General features: G+C 70.7%; 10 protein-coding genes. 6 read left to right on the forward strand and 4 right to left on the reverse strand.

Annotation, left to right across the window (positions count from 1 at the left end; translation table 11 throughout):
- Positions 1 to 247 precede the first annotated feature (247 nt).
- The 3 genes from LGI35_RS30350 (at position 248) to LGI35_RS30360 (ending at position 5,798) form a co-directional block, all read left to right on the forward strand.
- The gene (locus LGI35_RS30350; RefSeq protein ID WP_227297371.1) at positions 248 to 3,274 is read left to right on the forward strand and encodes a glycoside hydrolase family 3 protein; all 3,027 of its coding nucleotides are present in this window, start codon (positions 248 to 250) and stop codon (positions 3,272 to 3,274) included.
- Positions 3,275 to 3,365: 91 nt separating this feature from the next.
- On the forward strand, positions 3,366 to 4,739 hold the full coding sequence (locus LGI35_RS30355; protein WP_227297372.1) for a hypothetical protein: 1,374 nt from the start codon (positions 3,366 to 3,368) through the stop codon (positions 4,737 to 4,739).
- Between the two features lie 183 nt (positions 4,740 to 4,922).
- Entirely contained in the window at positions 4,923 to 5,798 is an 876-nt protein-coding gene (locus tag LGI35_RS30360) for an LLM class flavin-dependent oxidoreductase (RefSeq protein ID WP_227297373.1), read from the forward strand.
- Positions 5,799 to 5,813: 15 nt separating this feature from the next.
- Here the strand turns inward: LGI35_RS30360 and qcrB are convergent, their stop codons facing one another.
- The 4 genes from qcrB to LGI35_RS30380 form a co-directional block, all read right to left on the reverse strand.
- Complete coding sequence (gene qcrB, locus LGI35_RS30365; protein ID WP_227297374.1) at positions 5,814 to 7,457, reverse strand: cytochrome bc1 complex cytochrome b subunit; 1,644 nt, start codon at positions 7,455 to 7,457, stop codon at positions 5,814 to 5,816.
- A gap of 122 nt (positions 7,458 to 7,579) precedes the next feature.
- Positions 7,580 to 8,500, reverse strand: a complete 921-nt coding sequence (locus LGI35_RS30370) for a hypothetical protein (protein WP_227297375.1) — start codon at positions 8,498 to 8,500, stop codon at positions 7,580 to 7,582.
- A gap of 72 nt (positions 8,501 to 8,572) precedes the next feature.
- Positions 8,573 to 10,039, reverse strand: a complete 1,467-nt coding sequence (locus LGI35_RS30375; protein ID WP_227297376.1) for an APC family permease — start codon at positions 10,037 to 10,039, stop codon at positions 8,573 to 8,575.
- A gap of 357 nt (positions 10,040 to 10,396) precedes the next feature.
- Positions 10,397 to 11,008 carry a YceI family protein gene (locus LGI35_RS30380; RefSeq protein WP_227297377.1) on the reverse strand — a complete coding sequence of 204 codons (612 nt, stop codon included), beginning with the start codon at positions 11,006 to 11,008 and terminating at the stop codon, positions 10,397 to 10,399.
- Positions 11,009 to 11,252: 244 nt separating this feature from the next.
- Here LGI35_RS30380 and LGI35_RS30385 point away from each other — a divergent pair, with 244 nt between their 5' ends.
- The 3 genes from LGI35_RS30385 to LGI35_RS30395 all read left to right on the forward strand — a co-directional run bounded on the left by LGI35_RS30385 (position 11,253) and on the right by LGI35_RS30395 (position 18,154).
- The gene (locus LGI35_RS30385) at positions 11,253 to 11,762 is read left to right on the forward strand and encodes a hypothetical protein (RefSeq protein ID WP_100595012.1); all 510 of its coding nucleotides are present in this window, start codon (positions 11,253 to 11,255) and stop codon (positions 11,760 to 11,762) included.
- 117 nt (positions 11,763 to 11,879) lie between these two features.
- Positions 11,880 to 15,719, forward strand: a complete 3,840-nt coding sequence (locus LGI35_RS30390; RefSeq protein WP_227297378.1) for an endo-alpha-N-acetylgalactosaminidase family protein — start codon at positions 11,880 to 11,882, stop codon at positions 15,717 to 15,719.
- A 92-nt stretch (positions 15,720 to 15,811) separates the two neighbouring features.
- The gene (locus tag LGI35_RS30395; RefSeq protein WP_227297379.1) at positions 15,812 to 18,154 is read left to right on the forward strand and encodes a polysaccharide lyase 8 family protein; all 2,343 of its coding nucleotides are present in this window, start codon (positions 15,812 to 15,814) and stop codon (positions 18,152 to 18,154) included.
- Positions 18,155 to 18,236: the final 82 nt, after the last annotated feature.

An 18,236-nucleotide genomic window follows, 5' to 3' on the forward strand; every position in this document is an offset into this window, starting at 1 on the left:
GGGCGTGCGAGGCGTGAGTAAATGACGGCTGCGAACGGGAGTCAAGGGGGTGCGCGTTCAGAAACTGAATGCTCAACTGCCCTGACAAGCCCAGGGAATTGGCTGTGCACCGGTTCTGACGTGAAGTCTTGACGGGTCCACGGGGCACCAGTTAACTCACGGCGTGAGGTAAGTCATGAGCTTCACCAGGGACTCCCGTCACCCCCAGAGGTTGCGGTGCGTACCCGAACCGGCCGAAGGGAAGTCCATGCGAAGAACCGCCCTGCTCGTCTCCGCAGCCCTGCTCACGGGGCTGCTCCCGCTCGCGTCGGCAGGCGCGGCGACCGGCGCCGAGGAACCGCCGCCGGTGCCCGTCGACCGTTTCGAGGGCGAGGTTCCCTTCGCGTCCCAGCCCGCGGAGGGCATCTTCACCTGGGGCGGCGACAGCGACGACCCGCCCAAGCTGGAGCTCGCGGCGCGCGACGACGCCCCCGAGGGCGACAAGGTTCTCTCCGGGACGTACGACATCAGCGGCTACGGCGGCTTCACCCACGACTTCGCCGCGAACGAGCCCGGCCACGACTGGTCCACGCACAAGGGCATCCGCTTCTGGTGGGACGGGAAGAACAGCGGCAAGCGGGTCAACTTCGAGATCAAGGACGGCGGTGCGAACGGCGAGGCGTCCGAGCTGTGGACGACCTCGTTCACGGACGAGTGGACCGGCTGGCACCAGGTCGAGATCCCCTTCACCGACTTCGCCTACCGCACCGACTACCAGCCCGTCGGCGGCATCGACCAGAACCTCGGCCTCACCGACATGTGGGGCTACGCGCTCACCCTGCCCACCGGCACGCCCGGCACCTTCGCCATGGACGGAGTGGAGCTCTACGGCAGGGCCGACCCCGCCCTCACCACGAAGGTCCTGACCGGCGCCGCCGTCTACCCGGTGAAGGAGGGCGGCACGGCCGGCGTGCGGATCTCCGTCGCCACCACCGGCTCCGCCCCGCTCGCCGAGCCGGTCACGGTCGCCTACGAGAGCGCGGGCGGCAGCGCCGGCGCGGGCACGGACTACACCCCGGTCAAGGGCGAGTTCACCTTCCCGGCCGGTACCGCTTCGGGCGCCACGCACACGGTGTCCGTACCGACGCTCAAGGACAAGGCGGCCGAGCCCGCCGAGACGATCCCGCTGAAGCTGACGGTCACCGGCGCCAAGGCGCCCGCCGAGACCCCGCAGGTGGTGATCGACGCCCACGGCCTGCCCTACCTCGACACCAGGCTCCCGGTGAAGCGGCGCGTCGCCGACCTTCTCTCCCGGATGTCCCTGGAGGAGAAGGCCGGCCAGATGACACAGGCCGAGCGCAACGCGGTCGGCACGGGCGGCGACATCGCCGCGTACGACCTCGGCTCGCTGCTCTCCGGCGGCGGCTCGACGCCGACGCCGAACACGGCCGCGGCCTGGGCGAAGATGATCGACGGCTTCCAGCTCCGGGCGCAGGCGACGCGGTTCCAGATCCCGCTGATCTACGGCGTGGACGCGGTGCACGGCCACAACAACCTCGTCGGCGCCACGGTCCTGCCGCACAACATCGGCCTCGGCGCGACCCGCGACCCGGGGACGGCCGAGAAGGCGGGCGCGGTCACGGCCGCCGAGGTCCGCGCCACCGGCATCCCCTGGGACTTCGCACCCTGCCTGTGCGTCACCCGCGACGAACGCTGGGGCCGGTCGTACGAATCCTTCGGCGAGGACCCCGCCCTCGTGAAGCAGATGGAGACGGTCGTCCAGGGTCTCCAAGGGGCACGCGACGGCAAGGACCTCGACCGGGACGACAAGGTCCTCGCCACCGCCAAGCACTTCGTGGGCGACGGCGGCACCGCGTACGGCTCGTCGACCACCGGCTCGTACACGATCGATCAGGGCGTCACCAAGGTCACGCGGCAGGAGCTGGAGGCGGTGCACCTCGCGCCGTTCCAGGAGGCTGTGGACCGCGGGGTCGGCACCGTCATGCCCTCGTACTCGTCGCTCGACATCATCGGCGACGACGAGGGCCCGGTGAAGATGCACGCCGACGCCGCCATGATCAACGGAGTCCTGAAGGACCGCATGGGCTTCGACGGCTTCGTCATCAGCGACTGGCAGGCCATCGACCAGCTCCCCGGCGACTACGCGTCCGACGTCCGTACGTCGGTCAACGCGGGCCTCGACATGATCATGGTCCCGACCGCGTACAAGGACTTCCGCACGACCCTGATCGACGAGGTGAAGGCGGGCCGGATCGGCGAGCCGCGCATCGACGACGCCGTCGCGCGCATCCTGACCCAGAAGTTCAAACTGGGCCTCTTCGAGAAGCCGTACGCCGACACGAGCGGCGCCGCCGCCATCGGCTCGGCCGGACACCGCGCCGTGGCCCGCACCGCCGCCGCCGAGTCCCAGGTCCTCCTGAAGAACGCGGGCGGTGTGCTCCCCCTCAAGAAGAGCCAGAAGGTGTACGTCGCCGGGTCCAACGCCGACGACATCGGCAACCAGACCGGCGGCTGGACCGTCACCTGGCAGGGCTCGTCCGGAAAGATCACCGATGGCACGACCGTCCTGGAAGGCATGAAGAAGGCCGCGCCCGGGGCCACCATCTCCTACTCCAAGGACGCCTCCGCCCCCACGGACGGCTATGACGTGGGCGTCGTCGTGGTCGGCGAGACCCCGTACGCGGAAGGGATCGGCGACGTCGGCAACGGCAACGACCTGGAACTCACGCCCGCCGACCGGGCCGCCGTGGACAAGGTGTGCGGCGCCATGAAGTGCGCGGTGCTCATCGTCTCCGGCCGCCCGCAGCTCATCGGTGACCGGCTCGGCGACATCGACGCGCTCGTCGCGTCCTGGCTGCCCGGCACGGAGGGCGACGGCGTCGCGGACGTCCTGTACGGGGCGAAGCCCTTCACCGGACAGCTCCCCGTGACCTGGCCGAAGTCGCAGGCCCAGCTGCCGATCAACGTCGGGGACACGGCGTACGACCCGCAGTTCCCGTTCGGCTGGGGACTGACGACGCTGCGCACCCCGCCGGGCGGCGGCACGCTCACCCTCAAGGCCCTCGCCCTCGCGGCCGCCGCGGCGCAGAAGGCCGGGTCGGCGGAGGCCGGTCGCGCGGTGGTGGGCAAGGCACGGCTGCTCGTCCAGCAGAAGGTGGGGCAGGACATCACGCCGGCGGTGGCCAAACCGTTCGCCGACGCGGACCACCTGCTCCTGTCCGGGCGCTACGCGGACGCGGTCGCGAAGCTGACCGAGGCGTACCGCGCCGCGTGAGACGGCGCGGGGAGGGGCCCACCGCAAAGCGGGTGGGCCCCTCCTTGCAGTACATACGGCATACGGGTCCCTCCTGGGTTAGCGTCGAGGTATGAGGCCCACCCGTCGGGCATCGCGCCTGATATCTGTCCTGTTCGGTTCACTTCTCGCCCTGGGGGCCACGACGGCGGTGACACCGGGGGTCCAGGCGGCTGCCTCCGACGTCTCGACGGTGGCCGACGCCCTGAAGAAGAGCCCCGTGTACGTCGACCCGGCCGCCTCCGCGCAGCTGTCCGCCGGGGACGCCGACGCCCTCACCAAGAAGATCAAGGACGCGGACAAGCCCGTCATGGTGGCGGTGCTGCCCGCGAACTTCCCCACCCAGGACCTCTTCACCGACCTGCGCACCAAGACCGGCATCACCGGCGTCTACGCGGTCCGCCTCGGCCAGAAGTTCGACGCCCGGGCCGACAGCCGGGTCATGTCCCAGGACGCGGTCAGAAATCTGACGACCAGCGTCCAGGGAGAGAACGTCACCACCCAGCTCAACGACTTCGTCGACACGGCCGTCCGCAACGCGCGCGGCTCGGCGCCCTCCGCGTGGGGCGCGGGCGGCGGTGACAGCGGCGCCCCGGTCGGCGCCCTGATCGGCCTCGGCGCGGTCGTCGTCGTGGGCGGCGGCGCGGCGTACGCCGTGTCCCGCAGGCGGCGCCGGCAGCGCGAGGACGAGCAGCGGGCCGCCCTGGAGAAGCTCCGCGTGGTCGTCGACGAGGACATCACGGCGTTCGGCGAGGAGCTGGACCGCCTCGACTTCCACCCCGCCGAGCCCGGCGCCGACGACACGATGCGCGCCGACTACGAGCGGGCGCTCGACTCGTACGAGAAGGCGAAACAGTTCATGGCCGCCGCCCAGCGCCCCGAGGAGGTGCGCGGGGTGACGCAGGCCCTGGACGACGGGCGGTTCTCGCTGGCCATGCTGGCCGCGCGCCGCGAGGGCCGGCCGCTGCCCGAGCGCCGGGCGCCCTGCTTCTTCGACCCGCGGCACGGGCCCTCCGTGACGGACGCGCTGTGGTCGCCCCCGTCCGGCGCCGAGCGCGAGGTCCCCGTCTGCGCGGCCGACGCGACCCGCCTCAAGGACGGCGCCGAACCCATGGTCCGCACGGTCGACACGGGTGACGGCGAGCGGCGCCCCTACTACGATGCAGGCCCGGCCTACGGCCCCTGGGCGGGCGGCTACTTCGGCGGCGGCATCCTGCCCGGACTCCTCCTCGGCACGCTGCTCGGCTCGATGATGTCGAGCCCCGCCTACGCCGCGGACTACGGCTCCGGATACGGCGACTTCGGCGCGGGAGCCGGATACGACGGCGGGGACTACTCGGGGGCGGACTTCGACTCGAACGACTTCGGGGACTTCGGAGGCGGCGGCGGGGACTTCGGCGGCGGAGGCGACTTCGGGGGAGGCGGGGACTTCGGGGGCGGGTTCTGAGCCCCGCGGTCCGAAAACGGGAGGCGCGACGCCCGGCGTCGGGGCTAGTCTGACCGCACTCTTACGAACCGCTTCCCCAGAAATACGCCGCAGACGGGAAGCAAGCCGGCACGTACACCGTGCGCGGTCCCGGAGGGGCGGCAGCGAGATTCCGCATGCCCCCTTCCGAAGGAGCTCCACCCCATGAGTACCGTGCGCACTCCGCGTATCGGCCTCGGCCTGCCCGTCGACGACCCCGCCGTCCTGCTCGACTGGGCCCGTCGCGCCGACACGACCCCCTTCTCCACGCTCGGCCTCCTCGACCGGCTCGTGTACGACAACCCCGAGCCTCTGATCACCCTCGCCGCGCTCGCCGGAGCCACCTCCCGCGTCCGCGTCCAGACCGAGGTCCTGCTGGCCCCGCACCACGGCACGGCCCTGCTCGCCAAGCAGACCGCGACCCTCGACCGGATGTCAGGCGGCCGCTTCACGCTCGGCATCGGCGTCGGCGGCCGTGCGGACGACTGCCGTGCCGCGGGCATCGACATCCGCCGCCGCGGCCGCCGTCTCGACGAGCAGATGGAGACCCTGCGCCGCACCTGGGCGGGCCACTCCTACGACGACGCCGAGGGCGTCGGCCCGATCGGCCCCGCCCCCGTCACCCCCGGCGGCCCCGAGGTCCTGTTCGGCGGCTTCGCACCGGCGGCCCTCGCCCGCGTGGCCCGCTTCGGCGACGGTTTCCTCGGCGCCGCGTTGCCTCCGCAGTGGATGGAGCCGATGTTCCGCGACGTGGAGCGGCTCTGGGACGAGCACGGCCGCTCCGGCCGCCCGCGCCTGGTCGCCCAGGTCAATGTGGCGCTCGGCCCGGACGACCTGATCGCCCGCGCCCGCGACGCGATCACCGCGTACTACGGCTTCGACCCGCGCGCCGCGGGATCCGCCGAGCGCATGCTCGCCACGCCCGCGCAGATCCGCGAGGCCGTCACCGGCTTCGCGGACATCGGCGCGGACGAGGTGATGCTCTACTGCTGGGGCATCGACCCCGACCAGGTCGACCGCCTGGCCGACGCGTTGTTCTGACGCCCCTTTCGCGCGTCACCGGTGCTCGCGCCGCGCCTCCTCGTACTCCCGAGCGGTCGGCTTCGGCACCTGCGCGCCCTCTCCGTGGAGGGCGCGCGAGAGGCGCACCCGGAGCCGCTCGGCCCGGGGCACATGACGCCGCACGCCGTTCACGTCGGTCTCCGGCCCGCTCTCCAGGGCCGGGGGCTGCTCGTGCGCGGTCAGGGTGTGCAGCTCGGCCCGGGTGAGCGGCTCGTGGACCTCGACGTACTCGCCGTGCGGAAGGCGCTTGACACGGCCCGACTCCCTTCCGTGCAGCACCAGTTCGCGGTCCCGGTGCTGGAGCCCGAGGCAGATCCGCCGCGTGACGACGAAGGTGATCACCGGGCCCACGACGAGCGCGACGCGCACGAACCAGGTGACCGCGTTCAGCGAGACATGGAAACGCGTGGCCCAGATGTCGTTGCCGCCGCCCATCAGGGCCACGAGGAAGAACGTCAGCCAGGCCACCCCGAGCCCGGTGCGCACCGGCCGGTTGCGCGGCCGGTCCAGGAGGTGGTGCTCGCGCCGGTCGCCCGTGACCCAGGCCTCGACGAACGGATACACGCCGATCACGACGAGCACCGCGGGGAAGACGACCAGCGGGACCAGCACGCCGAGGGCCAGTGTGTGCCCCCACAGCGTGATCTCCCAGCCCGGCATCACCCGCAGAAGCCCCTCCGCGAACCCCAGGTACCAGTCGGGCTGCGCCCCCGTGGACACCTGGTCGACGCGGTAAGGCCCGTAGTTCCAGACGGGGTTGATGGACGCGACGGCCGCGAGGAACGTGACGACGCCGAACACCAGGAAGAAGAAGCCGCCGGCCTTGGCGAGGTAGACGGGGAAGAAGGGCGCCCCCACGACATTGCGCTCGGTCTTTCCCGGCCCCGGGAACTGTGTGTGCTTGTGGTGGACGACCAGGATCAGATGGGCCACCACGAGCGCCGCCATGATGCCGGGGAACAGCAGCACGTGCACCGAGTAGAACCGCCCCACGATGTCGTGCCCGGGGAACTCCCCGCCGAAGAGGAACATCGACAGATACGTCCCGACAATGGGCACCGACAGGATCGCCCCGTCGAGGAAGCGCATACCCGTACCGGAGAGCAGGTCGTCCGGCAGCGAGTACCCCAACAGGCCCTCGAACAGCCCGAGCAGGAGCAGGGTCCAGCCGAACACCCAGTTCAGCTCACGCGGTTTGCGGAACGAGCCGGTGAAGAAGTGCCGCATCATGTGGAGGAGCATCGCCGCGACGAAGATCAGCGCCGCCCAGTGGTGGATCTGCCGGATCAGCAGTCCGCCCCGGACGTCGAAGCTGATGTCGAGGGTGGAGGCGTACGCCTCGGACATCCGGATCCCGTTCAGCGGGACGTAACTGCCGTGGTACTCCACCTCGTTCATCGACGGGTGGAAGAACAGGGTGAGATAGACCCCGGTCAGGACCAGGATCACGAACGTGTAGAGGCAGACCTCGCCGAGCAGGAACGACCAGTGGTCCGGGAAGACCTTGCGCAGGTACTTCCTGGACAGGGTGTGCAGGCCGAGGCGGCCGTCCGCCCAGTCCGCGAGCCGTTCACCGGCCGGTGCCTGCCCGCTCTCCCGCACCGTCCCCGTGCTGCCTTCCGCGGTCCTCTCGGACATCAGGCTCGCTCCTCCCCTGGGCGCTCACCACATGGGTGCTCACCCCTTGGACGGAAGGGACGGGGCGGAATGTGACACCACAGAGGCGTCGGGTGACCCACATCACATTTCCGTAGGCCCGGTCAGCCCAGAAGCTTCGACTGCCAGCGCGTGAAGATCTCCTCCGGGGCGCCGTGGCACGACCACGGGACGCGGGTCGCGTGTCCGTCGAGAAGCCGGAAGAGGTGCGCGGCCTCGCCGGTCAGGTCGGCGTAACAGGACGCGTGCGCAAGGGTGTTGAGATCCGCGACGTCCTGCGCGTACGTGTACTGCCGCTGCGCTATCCACAGGTGCCAGGTGCGCCGGGCCTGAGACGCGCTGTTCTCGTTGTTCCAGAACTGGAGCAGCCCGATCGCCTGGGAGCCCTCCCGCTCGACGCGGTGGCGGTACTCCTCGACCCGGGCGACCTGCGGCAGCACGGCGAGGGGCGACCCGGGCGGGAGGGTCGCCGTCACGTCCTGCGCGAAGTTGTACATGACGCCGTGCGAGCCGTGCCAGCGTGCCGAAAGATGGCGCAGCACCTGGTGGTTGCCCTCGCGGTTGTGCGGGTCACGCTGGTGCAGCTCCTTCCACCAGAGCTCCATGGACGGGTGCCCGCCGGGGAACAGGCGGGCGACCGTCAGGAGCGAGACCCAGGGCACCGGATCCGCGGGAAACGCCTCGGCCGCCCGCAATGAGGTGCGCACGGCCCGCTCCAGCTGGTCCGGGTCGACCGCGTTCCCGGGGCCGGCCGCCATCGCCAGGTTGAACGCCCGCATCACCTCGGTCTCCGCCCGCAGGACCAGCGCGTCGGCGTTCCGCGGCTGCGACTCGTGCCAGGACTCGGCGACGGACGTGCCCGCGGTGGCCTGGGCGAGCAGGCGCATCCGGAACGTCCGCCGGTCCCAGTCGGAGCCGGCCGCCGCGCACAGCTCGGGCAGTCCTTGCCAGCGACCGATCGTGATGTCCGCGCGGGCCTCCGCCAGGGCCCGGTCGCCGTTCGTGGGATCGAAACGGACGGTCATCGGCGTCCTCGCCAGTCAGTAGTCGGTGATGGTCCTGGGTGCGGTCGGCCGGTCCGCCGGCGAGGGTGCAGCTCAGAAGTCCGTGGACAGGGTGTCGCCGGACGACGCCGCGTACACCGGCGCCTCGTTCCCGTACTCGGCGTGCACCTGCTCCGAACGCGCCGCGTCCAGACGGGCGGGCCGGTAGTAGGCGGAGCCCTTGGCGCGGTACCAGAGCATCGGGACGAGACCCACGGCGATGCCGCCGACGCCGATCGAGACGGCCGTGCCCGACAGGCTGCCGAGGGACTCGACGAACACCCAGATCATGAAGAGCGAGCCGGTCAGCGGCCACAGACCGCCGAAGAAGAAGTTGGCCGCCGACTTGAACAGCAGTTTGCGGTACGCCACGACGACGGCGAGGCCCGCGAGGCCGTAGTAGACCGCGATCTGCAGGCCGATCGCGGCGACGGCGTCCTCCAGGACGGCGGAGACCGAGCCGAGCGCGGTCGACGCCACGAAGAGGGCGAGGGCGACGACACCGACGACGACGATCGCGACCCACGGCGTCTGCCAGCGGGGGTGCGACCTGCCGAGGGCGGAGGGCAGCGTCCGGTCGCGGCCCATGGAGAAGAGGGAGCGCGTCACCTGGATCAGGGTGGTCTCCAGGGTGGCGATGGTGGACAGCATCACCGCGACGATCAGCAACTCGCCGCCGGGGCCCGGCAGTACGCGCTCGCCGAGCAGCCCCATGATGTTGTCGCTGGTCGCGATCTCCTTGGGCGTGAGCAGCATGTTGGTGGTGATCGTGAAGACCTCGAAGAGGACGAACACGATGCCGACGCCGATCAGCCCGGCGAGCCCCGAGGTCTTCTTGCTGTTCCGGGTCTCCTCGCTGAGATTGCTGGTGACGTCCCAGCCCCAGTAGTAGAACGCGGCGATCAGCGCGCCCGCGGCGAACCCGGACGCCCCGTCGAAGTGCCCGAACCCCAGCCAGGACCAGGAGAATTCGGTGACCCGCTTGTCGCTGAACACCGCGGCGACGGCCACCGCGAGCAGGATGACCAGCTCGATCCCGGACATCAGGAGCTGGGCGTGGACGGTCAGTTTGGCGCCCATGAGCACGACGACCAGCATGGCCAGGAACCAGACCGCGCCCACGGCCGCGGCGAGCGCGGTGTTGTCGGCGTGGGAGGGGGCGACGAGTTCGAGCGTCATGGCGCCGGCCGGGAGCGAGCCCGCGACCATGAAGATGGTCGCCGAGATCACCAGGGACCAGCCGCTGATGAAGCCGAGGAAGGGGTGCAGGGCGCGGCCGACCCAGGAGTAGCTGGCGCCCGCGTTCACATCGAGGCGGCCCAGGTAGTTGAAGGCCCAGGCGATGCCGAGCATGGGTATCGCGCAGTAGAGGAGCGCGGCCGGCGCGGCGAGGCCCACCGTGCCGATCAGCACGGCGGTGGTGGCGGCGATCGAATAGGCGGGCGCGCTGCCCGCCACGGCCATCACGATGCTGTCGGAGGTGCCGAGGGCATTGGCCTGAAGCCCTCTGTTCGTGCTCATGGGATCGGTGGCGCCTTTCCGGGGACGGCAGAAGGTCTGCCCTGCGGCGCCACCGGGGCGCGACGGGGAGGGGGGAGACCTCTGGGGGCGAGCGGAGTCGATTCGAGCGGAGTCGATCGCTCGGCAGTCGGACGCAGCGTAGCGCCGTGTGATGCCCAAGTGAAGGGAGAGTAACGGGTCGTCTCAAGTGACGGAATTACCGGAAGGTAGCGTTCAATTTCCTTTGCCGCGGCCCGTGTTGTCGCTCACGCGGTCCCCGAATACGACGAGAGCCCGCCCTTCGTCCGCGGGGGACGGGAAGGACGGGCGTGCTCGTGGTGCGGGGAGCCGTGGGGGCCGGCTCGCGCAGTGGCGGCGTCAGGCGGCGTTCTTGATCGCCGAGATGTCGAAGGTCAGCTTGATCTTGTCCGAGACGAGCACGCCGCCGGTCTCCAGGGCCGCGTTCCAGGTCAGGCCCCAGTCGGAGCGCAGGAGCTCGCTCTTGCCCTCGAAGCCGACACGCTCGTTGCCGAACGGGTCCGTCGCCGAGCCGTTGAACTCCAGGTCGATCGTGAGCGGCTTGGTGGTGCCGAGGATCGTCAGGTCGCCGGTGATCCGGTAGTCGTCGCCGCCCAGGGCCTCGGCGGAGGTGGAGCGGAACGTCATCGTCGGGAACTCGTCCGTCTTGAAGAAGTCGGAGCTCTTCAAGTGGGTGTCACGGTCGGCGGAGCCGGTGTCGATGCTGGTCATCGTGATGTCGATCGACGCGGTCGACTTCGACGGGTCCGCGCCGTCCAGGTGCAGGGTGCCCGACGACTCGGTGAAGGAGCCCTTGACGTTGGTGACCATGGCGTGGCGGGCCACGAAGCCGATCGTGGTGTGCGCGGGGTCGATGGTGTAGTCGCCGGTCAGGGCGGCGAGGTCGGGGTTGACCGCGCCGGTGGTGGCGGCGGGGGTGGTGTCGTCGTTCTTGCGGCCGAAGAGACCCATGACTGCTCCTTGGGGACGGGGCGTGGCGGGGGAGTTCGTTGAATGTTTAACGTTCAACGAGGTCGACTGTAGCGTCGTTCTGTTCAACTTTCAACATCCAACACCTGGTGTCGTCTCGATTACACCGCGTCGTCATCCGACGCGCTCTGGCGGACGCGCGTAGAACTCGGGCACTATCTCCTTGCTCCACCTGCACAGCCGTCTCACAGCCAGCACGGTCACCAGCAGGAAGGACCTCCTCCCCATGAGAATCCGCTCGGTCGTGAGCGCCCTCGCGCTCGTACTCGGCGCCCTCTTCGCCCCCGGTTTCGGTGTGTTCAGCTCCGCCACCGACGCCCAGGCCGCCACCAAGATCAGTCACGCCACCGCGACCTCGATGTTCAGCCAGGTCGGCATCACCTGGTCGTCCTCCGGCGGCTGCTCCAACCGCAACAACTCCACCTGTACGTCCTTCGACCAGCTCAACCTCGCCACCGCCCAGGGCGCCCAGACCCTCAAGCGGGCCACCGGCTGCGCGCTGAACATCACCGGCGGCACCGAGACCGGCCACGCGAGCGGCACCTACTCGCACTGGAACGGCTACAAGCTCGACTACGGCAAGAACACCTGCGTCACGAACTACATCAAGAACACGTTCACCTACATCGGCCTGCGCGGCGACGGAGCCCCGCAGTACCAGTCGGGCTCCGGCAACATCTACGCCGACGAGGGCAACCACTGGGACGTCCTGTACTACAACTGCGGCGGCTGCTGACCGAACCGGCGCCCGCGCACGGTGACTTGGACTTCCGGGCGGTGGTTGTTGGACTGCCGCCGCCCGGAAGCGCCGAGTCCGTTGACCGGCCGCGCCTGCGCCGATACCCAGTCACCTATGTCACGAAGATCTCGCGCCGCCTGCGCCGTCGCGGTCGCCGCCGCATCGTCCGCCGTGTTCGCCCTCACGGGCCCCGTACTGCCGGCCGCCGCCGACCCAGCGCCCGCCGTGGCGCAGGCCGTCATCGGATCCGCGCAGCTCTCCGTCGCCGTCGCCGACGACTTCCCGCGCGTCCTCGCGTACACCGACCGCGCCTCCGGGGCCGAACTCCTCGGGAGTACGAACCCGGTGGACAAGGTCACCCTCAACGGCAAGGCGTACACGGTCGCCGTGAAGGGCGCCCCGGTCCTCACCGGGTCCAAGGCCTCGTACACGCTGACCTTCCCGGACCTCGCCGGCGTCGAGATCGACGCCTCGCTGAGCGTCAGCGGGCGTGCGACCACCTTCAAGGTGACCGCCGTGCGCGACACCGCGGCCTTCCGGGTCGGCACGATCGACATACCCGGGCACGACCTCGTCTCCGTGGGCAGTGCGGACGGCGGTGCCGAGACCGCGTTCACGACGCTCGACAACGACTCGACGCGGACCGCCGACGTCTTCGGCAAGGTCACGGCGGACACTCCCGCCGAGGCCTCACCCGTCGGCGCCTCGTACGCCATCGTCAACACGGGGCGGCTCGCCGCCGCCGTCGAGTCCAACTCCACCTACGACAAGCCGAGCGGCAAGACCGGCGGCGACGACGCCCGCTTCTGGCACCAGGCGCGCACGTCGGCCGACGGCTCCACCCGCGTCGGCGTCTGGTCCGGCCAGTGGACCTACCGCGGCGAAGGAGCCCCGGCACCGGACAAGGACCTGCCGTGGGCCAAGGTCGTCGTCACGCCCGACGCGAACGGCGACGGCAAGGTCGACTGGCAGGACGGTGCGGTCGCCTTCCACTCGATCGGCGTGAAGGCGAAGGGCAGCGACGGCACCCCCGACCGGGTCATCACGCACATCCCGTTCAACTTCGCCAGCCAGGCCACGCACCCCTTCCTGCGCACGCTCGACGACGTCAAGCGGATCTCGCTCGCCACCGACAACCTCGGCCAGTTCGCCCTGCTCAAGGGCTACGCCTCCGAGGGCCACGACTCCGCGCACCCGGACTACGGCGGCAACATCAACAAGCGTGCCGGCGGCCTGAAGGACCTCAACGAGCTGCTCAAGGGCGGCAAGAAGTTCGGCACCAGCTTCGGTGTGCACGTGAACGCCACCGAGGCGTACCCCGTCGCCAAGCACTTCACCGGCGACCTCGTCGACCCCAAGGCCCCGGGCTGGAACTGGCTCGACCAGAGCTACTACATCGACCAGCGCCGCGACATCAACAGCGGAGACCTCGCCGCCCGGTTCAAGCAGCTGCGCGAGGAGACCGACCCGAACCTCACGACGATCTACCTCGACGTCTACTACACGCACGGCTGGATCGCGGAGAAGACCGCCGAGGCCGTCCGCGCCCAGGGCTGGAACCTGGCCTCCGAGTGGGCCGACAAGTTCGAGCGCGAGTCGCTGTGGTCGCACTGGGCCAACGACCTCGACTACGGGCCCAAGACCGACAAGGGTCTCAACTCGAAGATCATCCGCTTCATCCGCAACGGCGAGAAGGACGTCTGGAACAGCGACCCGGTCCTCGGCCAGAGTGCCATCGACGAGTTCGAGGGCTGGACCGGCGAGAACGACTGGAACGCCTTCTACGACAACGTCTGGCAGCGCGACCTGCCCGCCAAGTTCCTCCAGCACCAGCAGATCACCCGCTGGAACGGCAACGACATCACCTTCACCGGCGGGCTCCGCGGCACCGTCGAGGACGGCCGGCGCGCCTTCTACGACCACGGCAGGAAGGTCCTCAACGGGACGGCCTATCTGCTCCCGTGGGACGGCGGCAAGAAGCTGTACCACTACAACAAGGACGGCGGTACGACGAGCTGGGCCGTGCCCGGATCCTCGTACACCGTCTACCGGCTCACCGACAACGGCCGCGTGAAGACCGGCACCGTGCGGGCCTCCGGCGGCAAGGTCACGCTGAAGGCCGACGCCGGGCAGCCGTACGTGCTCTACCCCGCGGACAAGGCGCCGCACGCGGTCGACCCGGCCTGGGGCGAGGGCACGCACATCAAGGACCCCGGCTTCAACGACGCCCGCCTGGCCGCCTGGGACAAGGACGGCACGGTCGGGCGCGACACCGACGACCACGGCCGCAACAGCGCCGCCCTGAGCGGGACCGGCACCGCCGCCGTCGAGCAGCGCGTGAGCGGACTCGACGCGGGCAAGCGCTACACCGCCTCCGCCTGGGTCGAGGTCGAACCCGGCAAGTCCCGCCGTACGACGCTCAGCGCGGGCGGCGAGTCCGTCGCGGTCGAGCGCTCCACGCTGCAGAACGGCGTCGCCTCCAGCGACTGGGGCGGCACCTACATGCAGCGCGTGAAGACCACCTTCACGGCGCCCGCGAACGGCCGCACCACGCTGCGGATCGAGGCCGCCAAGGGCTCGTCCGCGAAGGTCCGCGTCGACGACGTACGTGTAGTGAGCAACGCCCCGTCGACGAAGCCCGGCACCGTCGTGCACGAGGACTTCGAGGACGTCGACCAGGGCTGGGGCCCCTTCGACAAGGGTGACGCGGGCGGCGTCACGGACCCGCGCACGCACATCGCGCAGAAGAACGCCCCGTACACCCAGGCAGGCTGGAACGGGAAGCTCGTCGACGACGTCATCGGCGGCGGCGAGTCCCTGAAGTCCCACGAGGAGAACACCGGCGTCGTCTACCGCACGTCACCGGCCGCCGTGCCGATGACGGACGGGCACGCCTACAAGGTCGCGTTCGACTACCAGTCCAGCCACGCGGGCGCCTACCAGTGGGTGAGCGGCTACGACCGCATCGCCGCCGACGGCACCCCCGACCAGGTCGAGACCGCGAGCACCCCGATCGGGCAGCAGCGCACCACGGGCCACTACGAGGGCACGGTCACAGCGGGCTGCGGCGACACCTGGACCGGTCTGCGCAAGCTCGACGGGGCCCCGGACGGCGCCGACTTCGTCCTCGACGACTTCACCGTCACCGACCTCGGCCCGGCCGGGGAGAAGGCGGCCTGCGGCACCCTCGCCCTGAAGTCGGACGAGACGCTGGAGCCCGGCCGGACGAACAAGGTGGAGGCCACCTTCACCAACTACGAGGCGAGCGAGATCAAGGGCGCGTCCCTCTCGCTCGACCTGCCCGAGGGCTGGCAGGCCGAGCCCGCGGGCCCGGTCGCGCTGGACCCGGTCGCGCCCGGTGCCAAGGCGACGGCCACCTGGCAGGTCACCCCGCCGGTCGACGCCAAGTACCAGCCGTACCAGCTGAGTTCGAAGGCGACGTACGCCGTCGGGGACAGCACGCGGACGCTGACCGCGGGCGCCACCGTGCGCACGCTCCCGCCGCCCCCCACCACGGACACGTACGCCAGTGACCTGGACTGGACGGCCATGGACAACGGCTGGGGTCCCGCCGAGAAGGACATGGAGAACGGTGAGACCGGCGCCGGCGACGGCAAGCCGCTGACCGTCAACGGAACCGTCTACGCCAAGGGTCTCGGCACCGCGTCCCCCGGGAAGATCCGCTACTACCTGGGCGGCCGCTGCACCTCGTTCACCGCCGAGGTCGGCCAGGACGACTCGCAGGGGACGCGCGGCAGCGTGCAGTTCTCCGTCGAGGCGGACGGCACCCAGAAGGTCCAGTCGCCGGTCCTCAAGGCCGCCGACAACGCCTGGGCGCTGACCGCGGACGTGACCGGCGCCAAGTACGTCGACCTGATCACGGGCGACGGCGGCGACGGCCCGGGCAACGACCACGCCGACTGGGGCAACGCCCGCTTCCACTGCGGTAGTTGATCCGTCGCGCCACGGGGCCCCGCTGCCAGTGGCGGGGCCCCTTCCGCGCACACCGTAGACAGCGCTTTCTACGACTGATTAGGTGCAACCCCATGACACCCACGCGCCGCACGTTCCTCATCGCCTCAACTCTCCTGGCCGGGGCGGCACTTGCCCCGCCCGCCCATGCCGCCGGCGCTTCCGGCGCCGCCGACGACGAGTTCGACACCCTGCGCAGGCGATGGCTGGAGATCTCCCTCGGCACCGGCTACGACGCCACCGCCGAGCCCTACGCCTCGCGCCTGAAGGAACTCGGAGAACTCGCCCGCGGCTTCAGAGCGACGATGGCCCCGACCGCCACGTCCCTCTGGCCCGGCTACCCCTTCGACCCGCCGGCCGGCATCACCCAGGGCTACAACCGCCTGTGGACGATGACCCAGGCCTACGCCCAGGAGGGCACGGGATCCACCGGCGACGCGGGCCTCCTCGCCGACATCGTCAAGGGCCTCGACCACCTCGCCGCGACCGTCTACAACGCGACCACCACGCGGTACGGGAACTGGTGGGAGTGGCAGATCGGCAGCCCCCGCCTCCTGATGGACATCGTCGCCGTCCTCTACGACCACCTCACGCAGGACCGGCGCGACGCCGCGTTCGCCGCCGTCGACCACTTCATCCCCGACGAGGTCCTGCGCGACTACTCGGGCACCTCCACCGGAGCCAACCGCGTCGACCTGTGCCGCTCGGTCGCCCTGCGCGGCATCCTCGGCAGGAACGCCGACAAGACGGCCCTGGCCCGCGACGCCCTCTCGCCCGTCTTCCCCTACGTCACCAAGGGCGACGGCCTCTACGCCGACGGCTCGTTCATCCAGCACACCTACATCGCCTACTCGGGCACCTACGGCCAGGTCATGCTCGACGGACTCGGCCGGCTCTTCGCGCTGCTCGCCGGGTCCACATGGGCCGTCACCGACCCGAACCGGCAGATCATCCTCGACAGCGTCGAGCACGCCTACGCCCCGCTCCTGTTCGACGGCCTGATGATGGACAGCGTCAACGGCCGTGCCATCAGCCGCGGTTACCTCAACAGCGACGACCTCAAGGTCATGCGCAGCGACCACTTCCACGGCCAGGGTCTGATCGCCGCCATGGCGCAGCTCGCCGCCGGCGCGAGCCCGGCCGAGCGCGAGCGCTGGCACGGGCGGATCAAGGGCTGGATCGAGCGGGACACGGTCACGCCCCTGCTGACCGCCCGGCAGTTCGGGGTCGCCGACCTGTCCCGGCTGCACGCCGTCGCGGACTCCGCCGTCGCGGCCGCGCCCGAGCCCGTCGGACACCAGCTGTTCGCCGCCATGGACCGCGCGGTGCACAAGCGCCCGGGCTTCGCCGCGAACATCTCCATGTCCTCGGACCGGATCGCGTACTACGAGTGCGGCAACGGCGAGAACCCGCGCGGCTGGCACACCGGCGCCGGCATGCTCTCCTGGTGGGCCGCCGGGAAGCGCAGCGATCAGTACACGGACTGGTTCTGGCCGACCGTCGACTTCTACCGGCTGCCCGGCACGACCGTCTCCACCAAGCGCCTCGCCGACAAGGCCGGCGGCGAGTGGGGCGCGTCCCGGCCGGACGTGAAGTGGGTCGGCGGCGCCACTGACGGCGAGTTCGCCGCCGTCGGACAGCACGTCAAGGGCCTCGGCTCGACGCTCCAGGCCCGCAAGTCGTGGTTCTGCCTCGCCGACACCGTCGTGTGCCTGGGCGCCGGGATCACGGCGGCCGACGGCGTCCCCGTCGAGACCGTCGTCGACAACCGCAACCTCGGCGAGGGCGGTACCCAGGCCTTCACCGTCGACGGCGCCGCCCGCGCCCGCTGGGCCCACCTGGAGGGCCACGGCGGCTGGGTCTTCCCCGGCGGCGCCCCGCTGCACCACCTGCGCGAGGACCGCACCGGCGCATGGTCCGACATCAACGCCACGAGCTCCACCGAGCGCCGCACCCGCCGCTGGCAGACGCTCTGGCTCGACCACGGCACGGACCCCACCGGCGCCGCGTACGCCTATCTGCTGATGCCGGGCGCCTCGAAGCACGACCTCGCGCGGCGCGCGGACGACCGCCACTGGCTGTCGGTCGTCGCCAACACGGCCGCCGCCCAGGCTGTCGCCGTGCCCTCCCTCGGCGTGAGCGCGGCGAACTTCTGGCAGGCCGGGAGCGCGGGGGAGCTCACGGTGTCGGCTCCCGCGAGCGTCCTCGTGCGGCGGAAGGGGCGCGCCGCGACGCTGACCGTCAGCGAACCGCCGCGCACGGGGGAGCCCGTGGACATCACCTGGGACCGGCCCGTGCGCCGCGTCGTCAGCCACGACCCCTCGGTCGAAGTGGTCGCCACGGGCCGTAGGCTGCGGCTGCGCGTCACTCCGGGGGCGGCATGTGTGAGCCATCGGTGTGAGGTGACTCTCAGCTGAGCCATTTGTGTGACCCCTACAAGGCAGCGGGGCTCTGAGCAGTCACTTCGCCTGCATGGCGAAGACGTTCTGTTCGGGGGTA

The organism is Streptomyces longhuiensis, from assembly GCF_020616555.1.
In the GTDB taxonomy this organism is placed as follows: domain Bacteria; phylum Actinomycetota; class Actinomycetes; order Streptomycetales; family Streptomycetaceae; genus Streptomyces; species Streptomyces longhuiensis.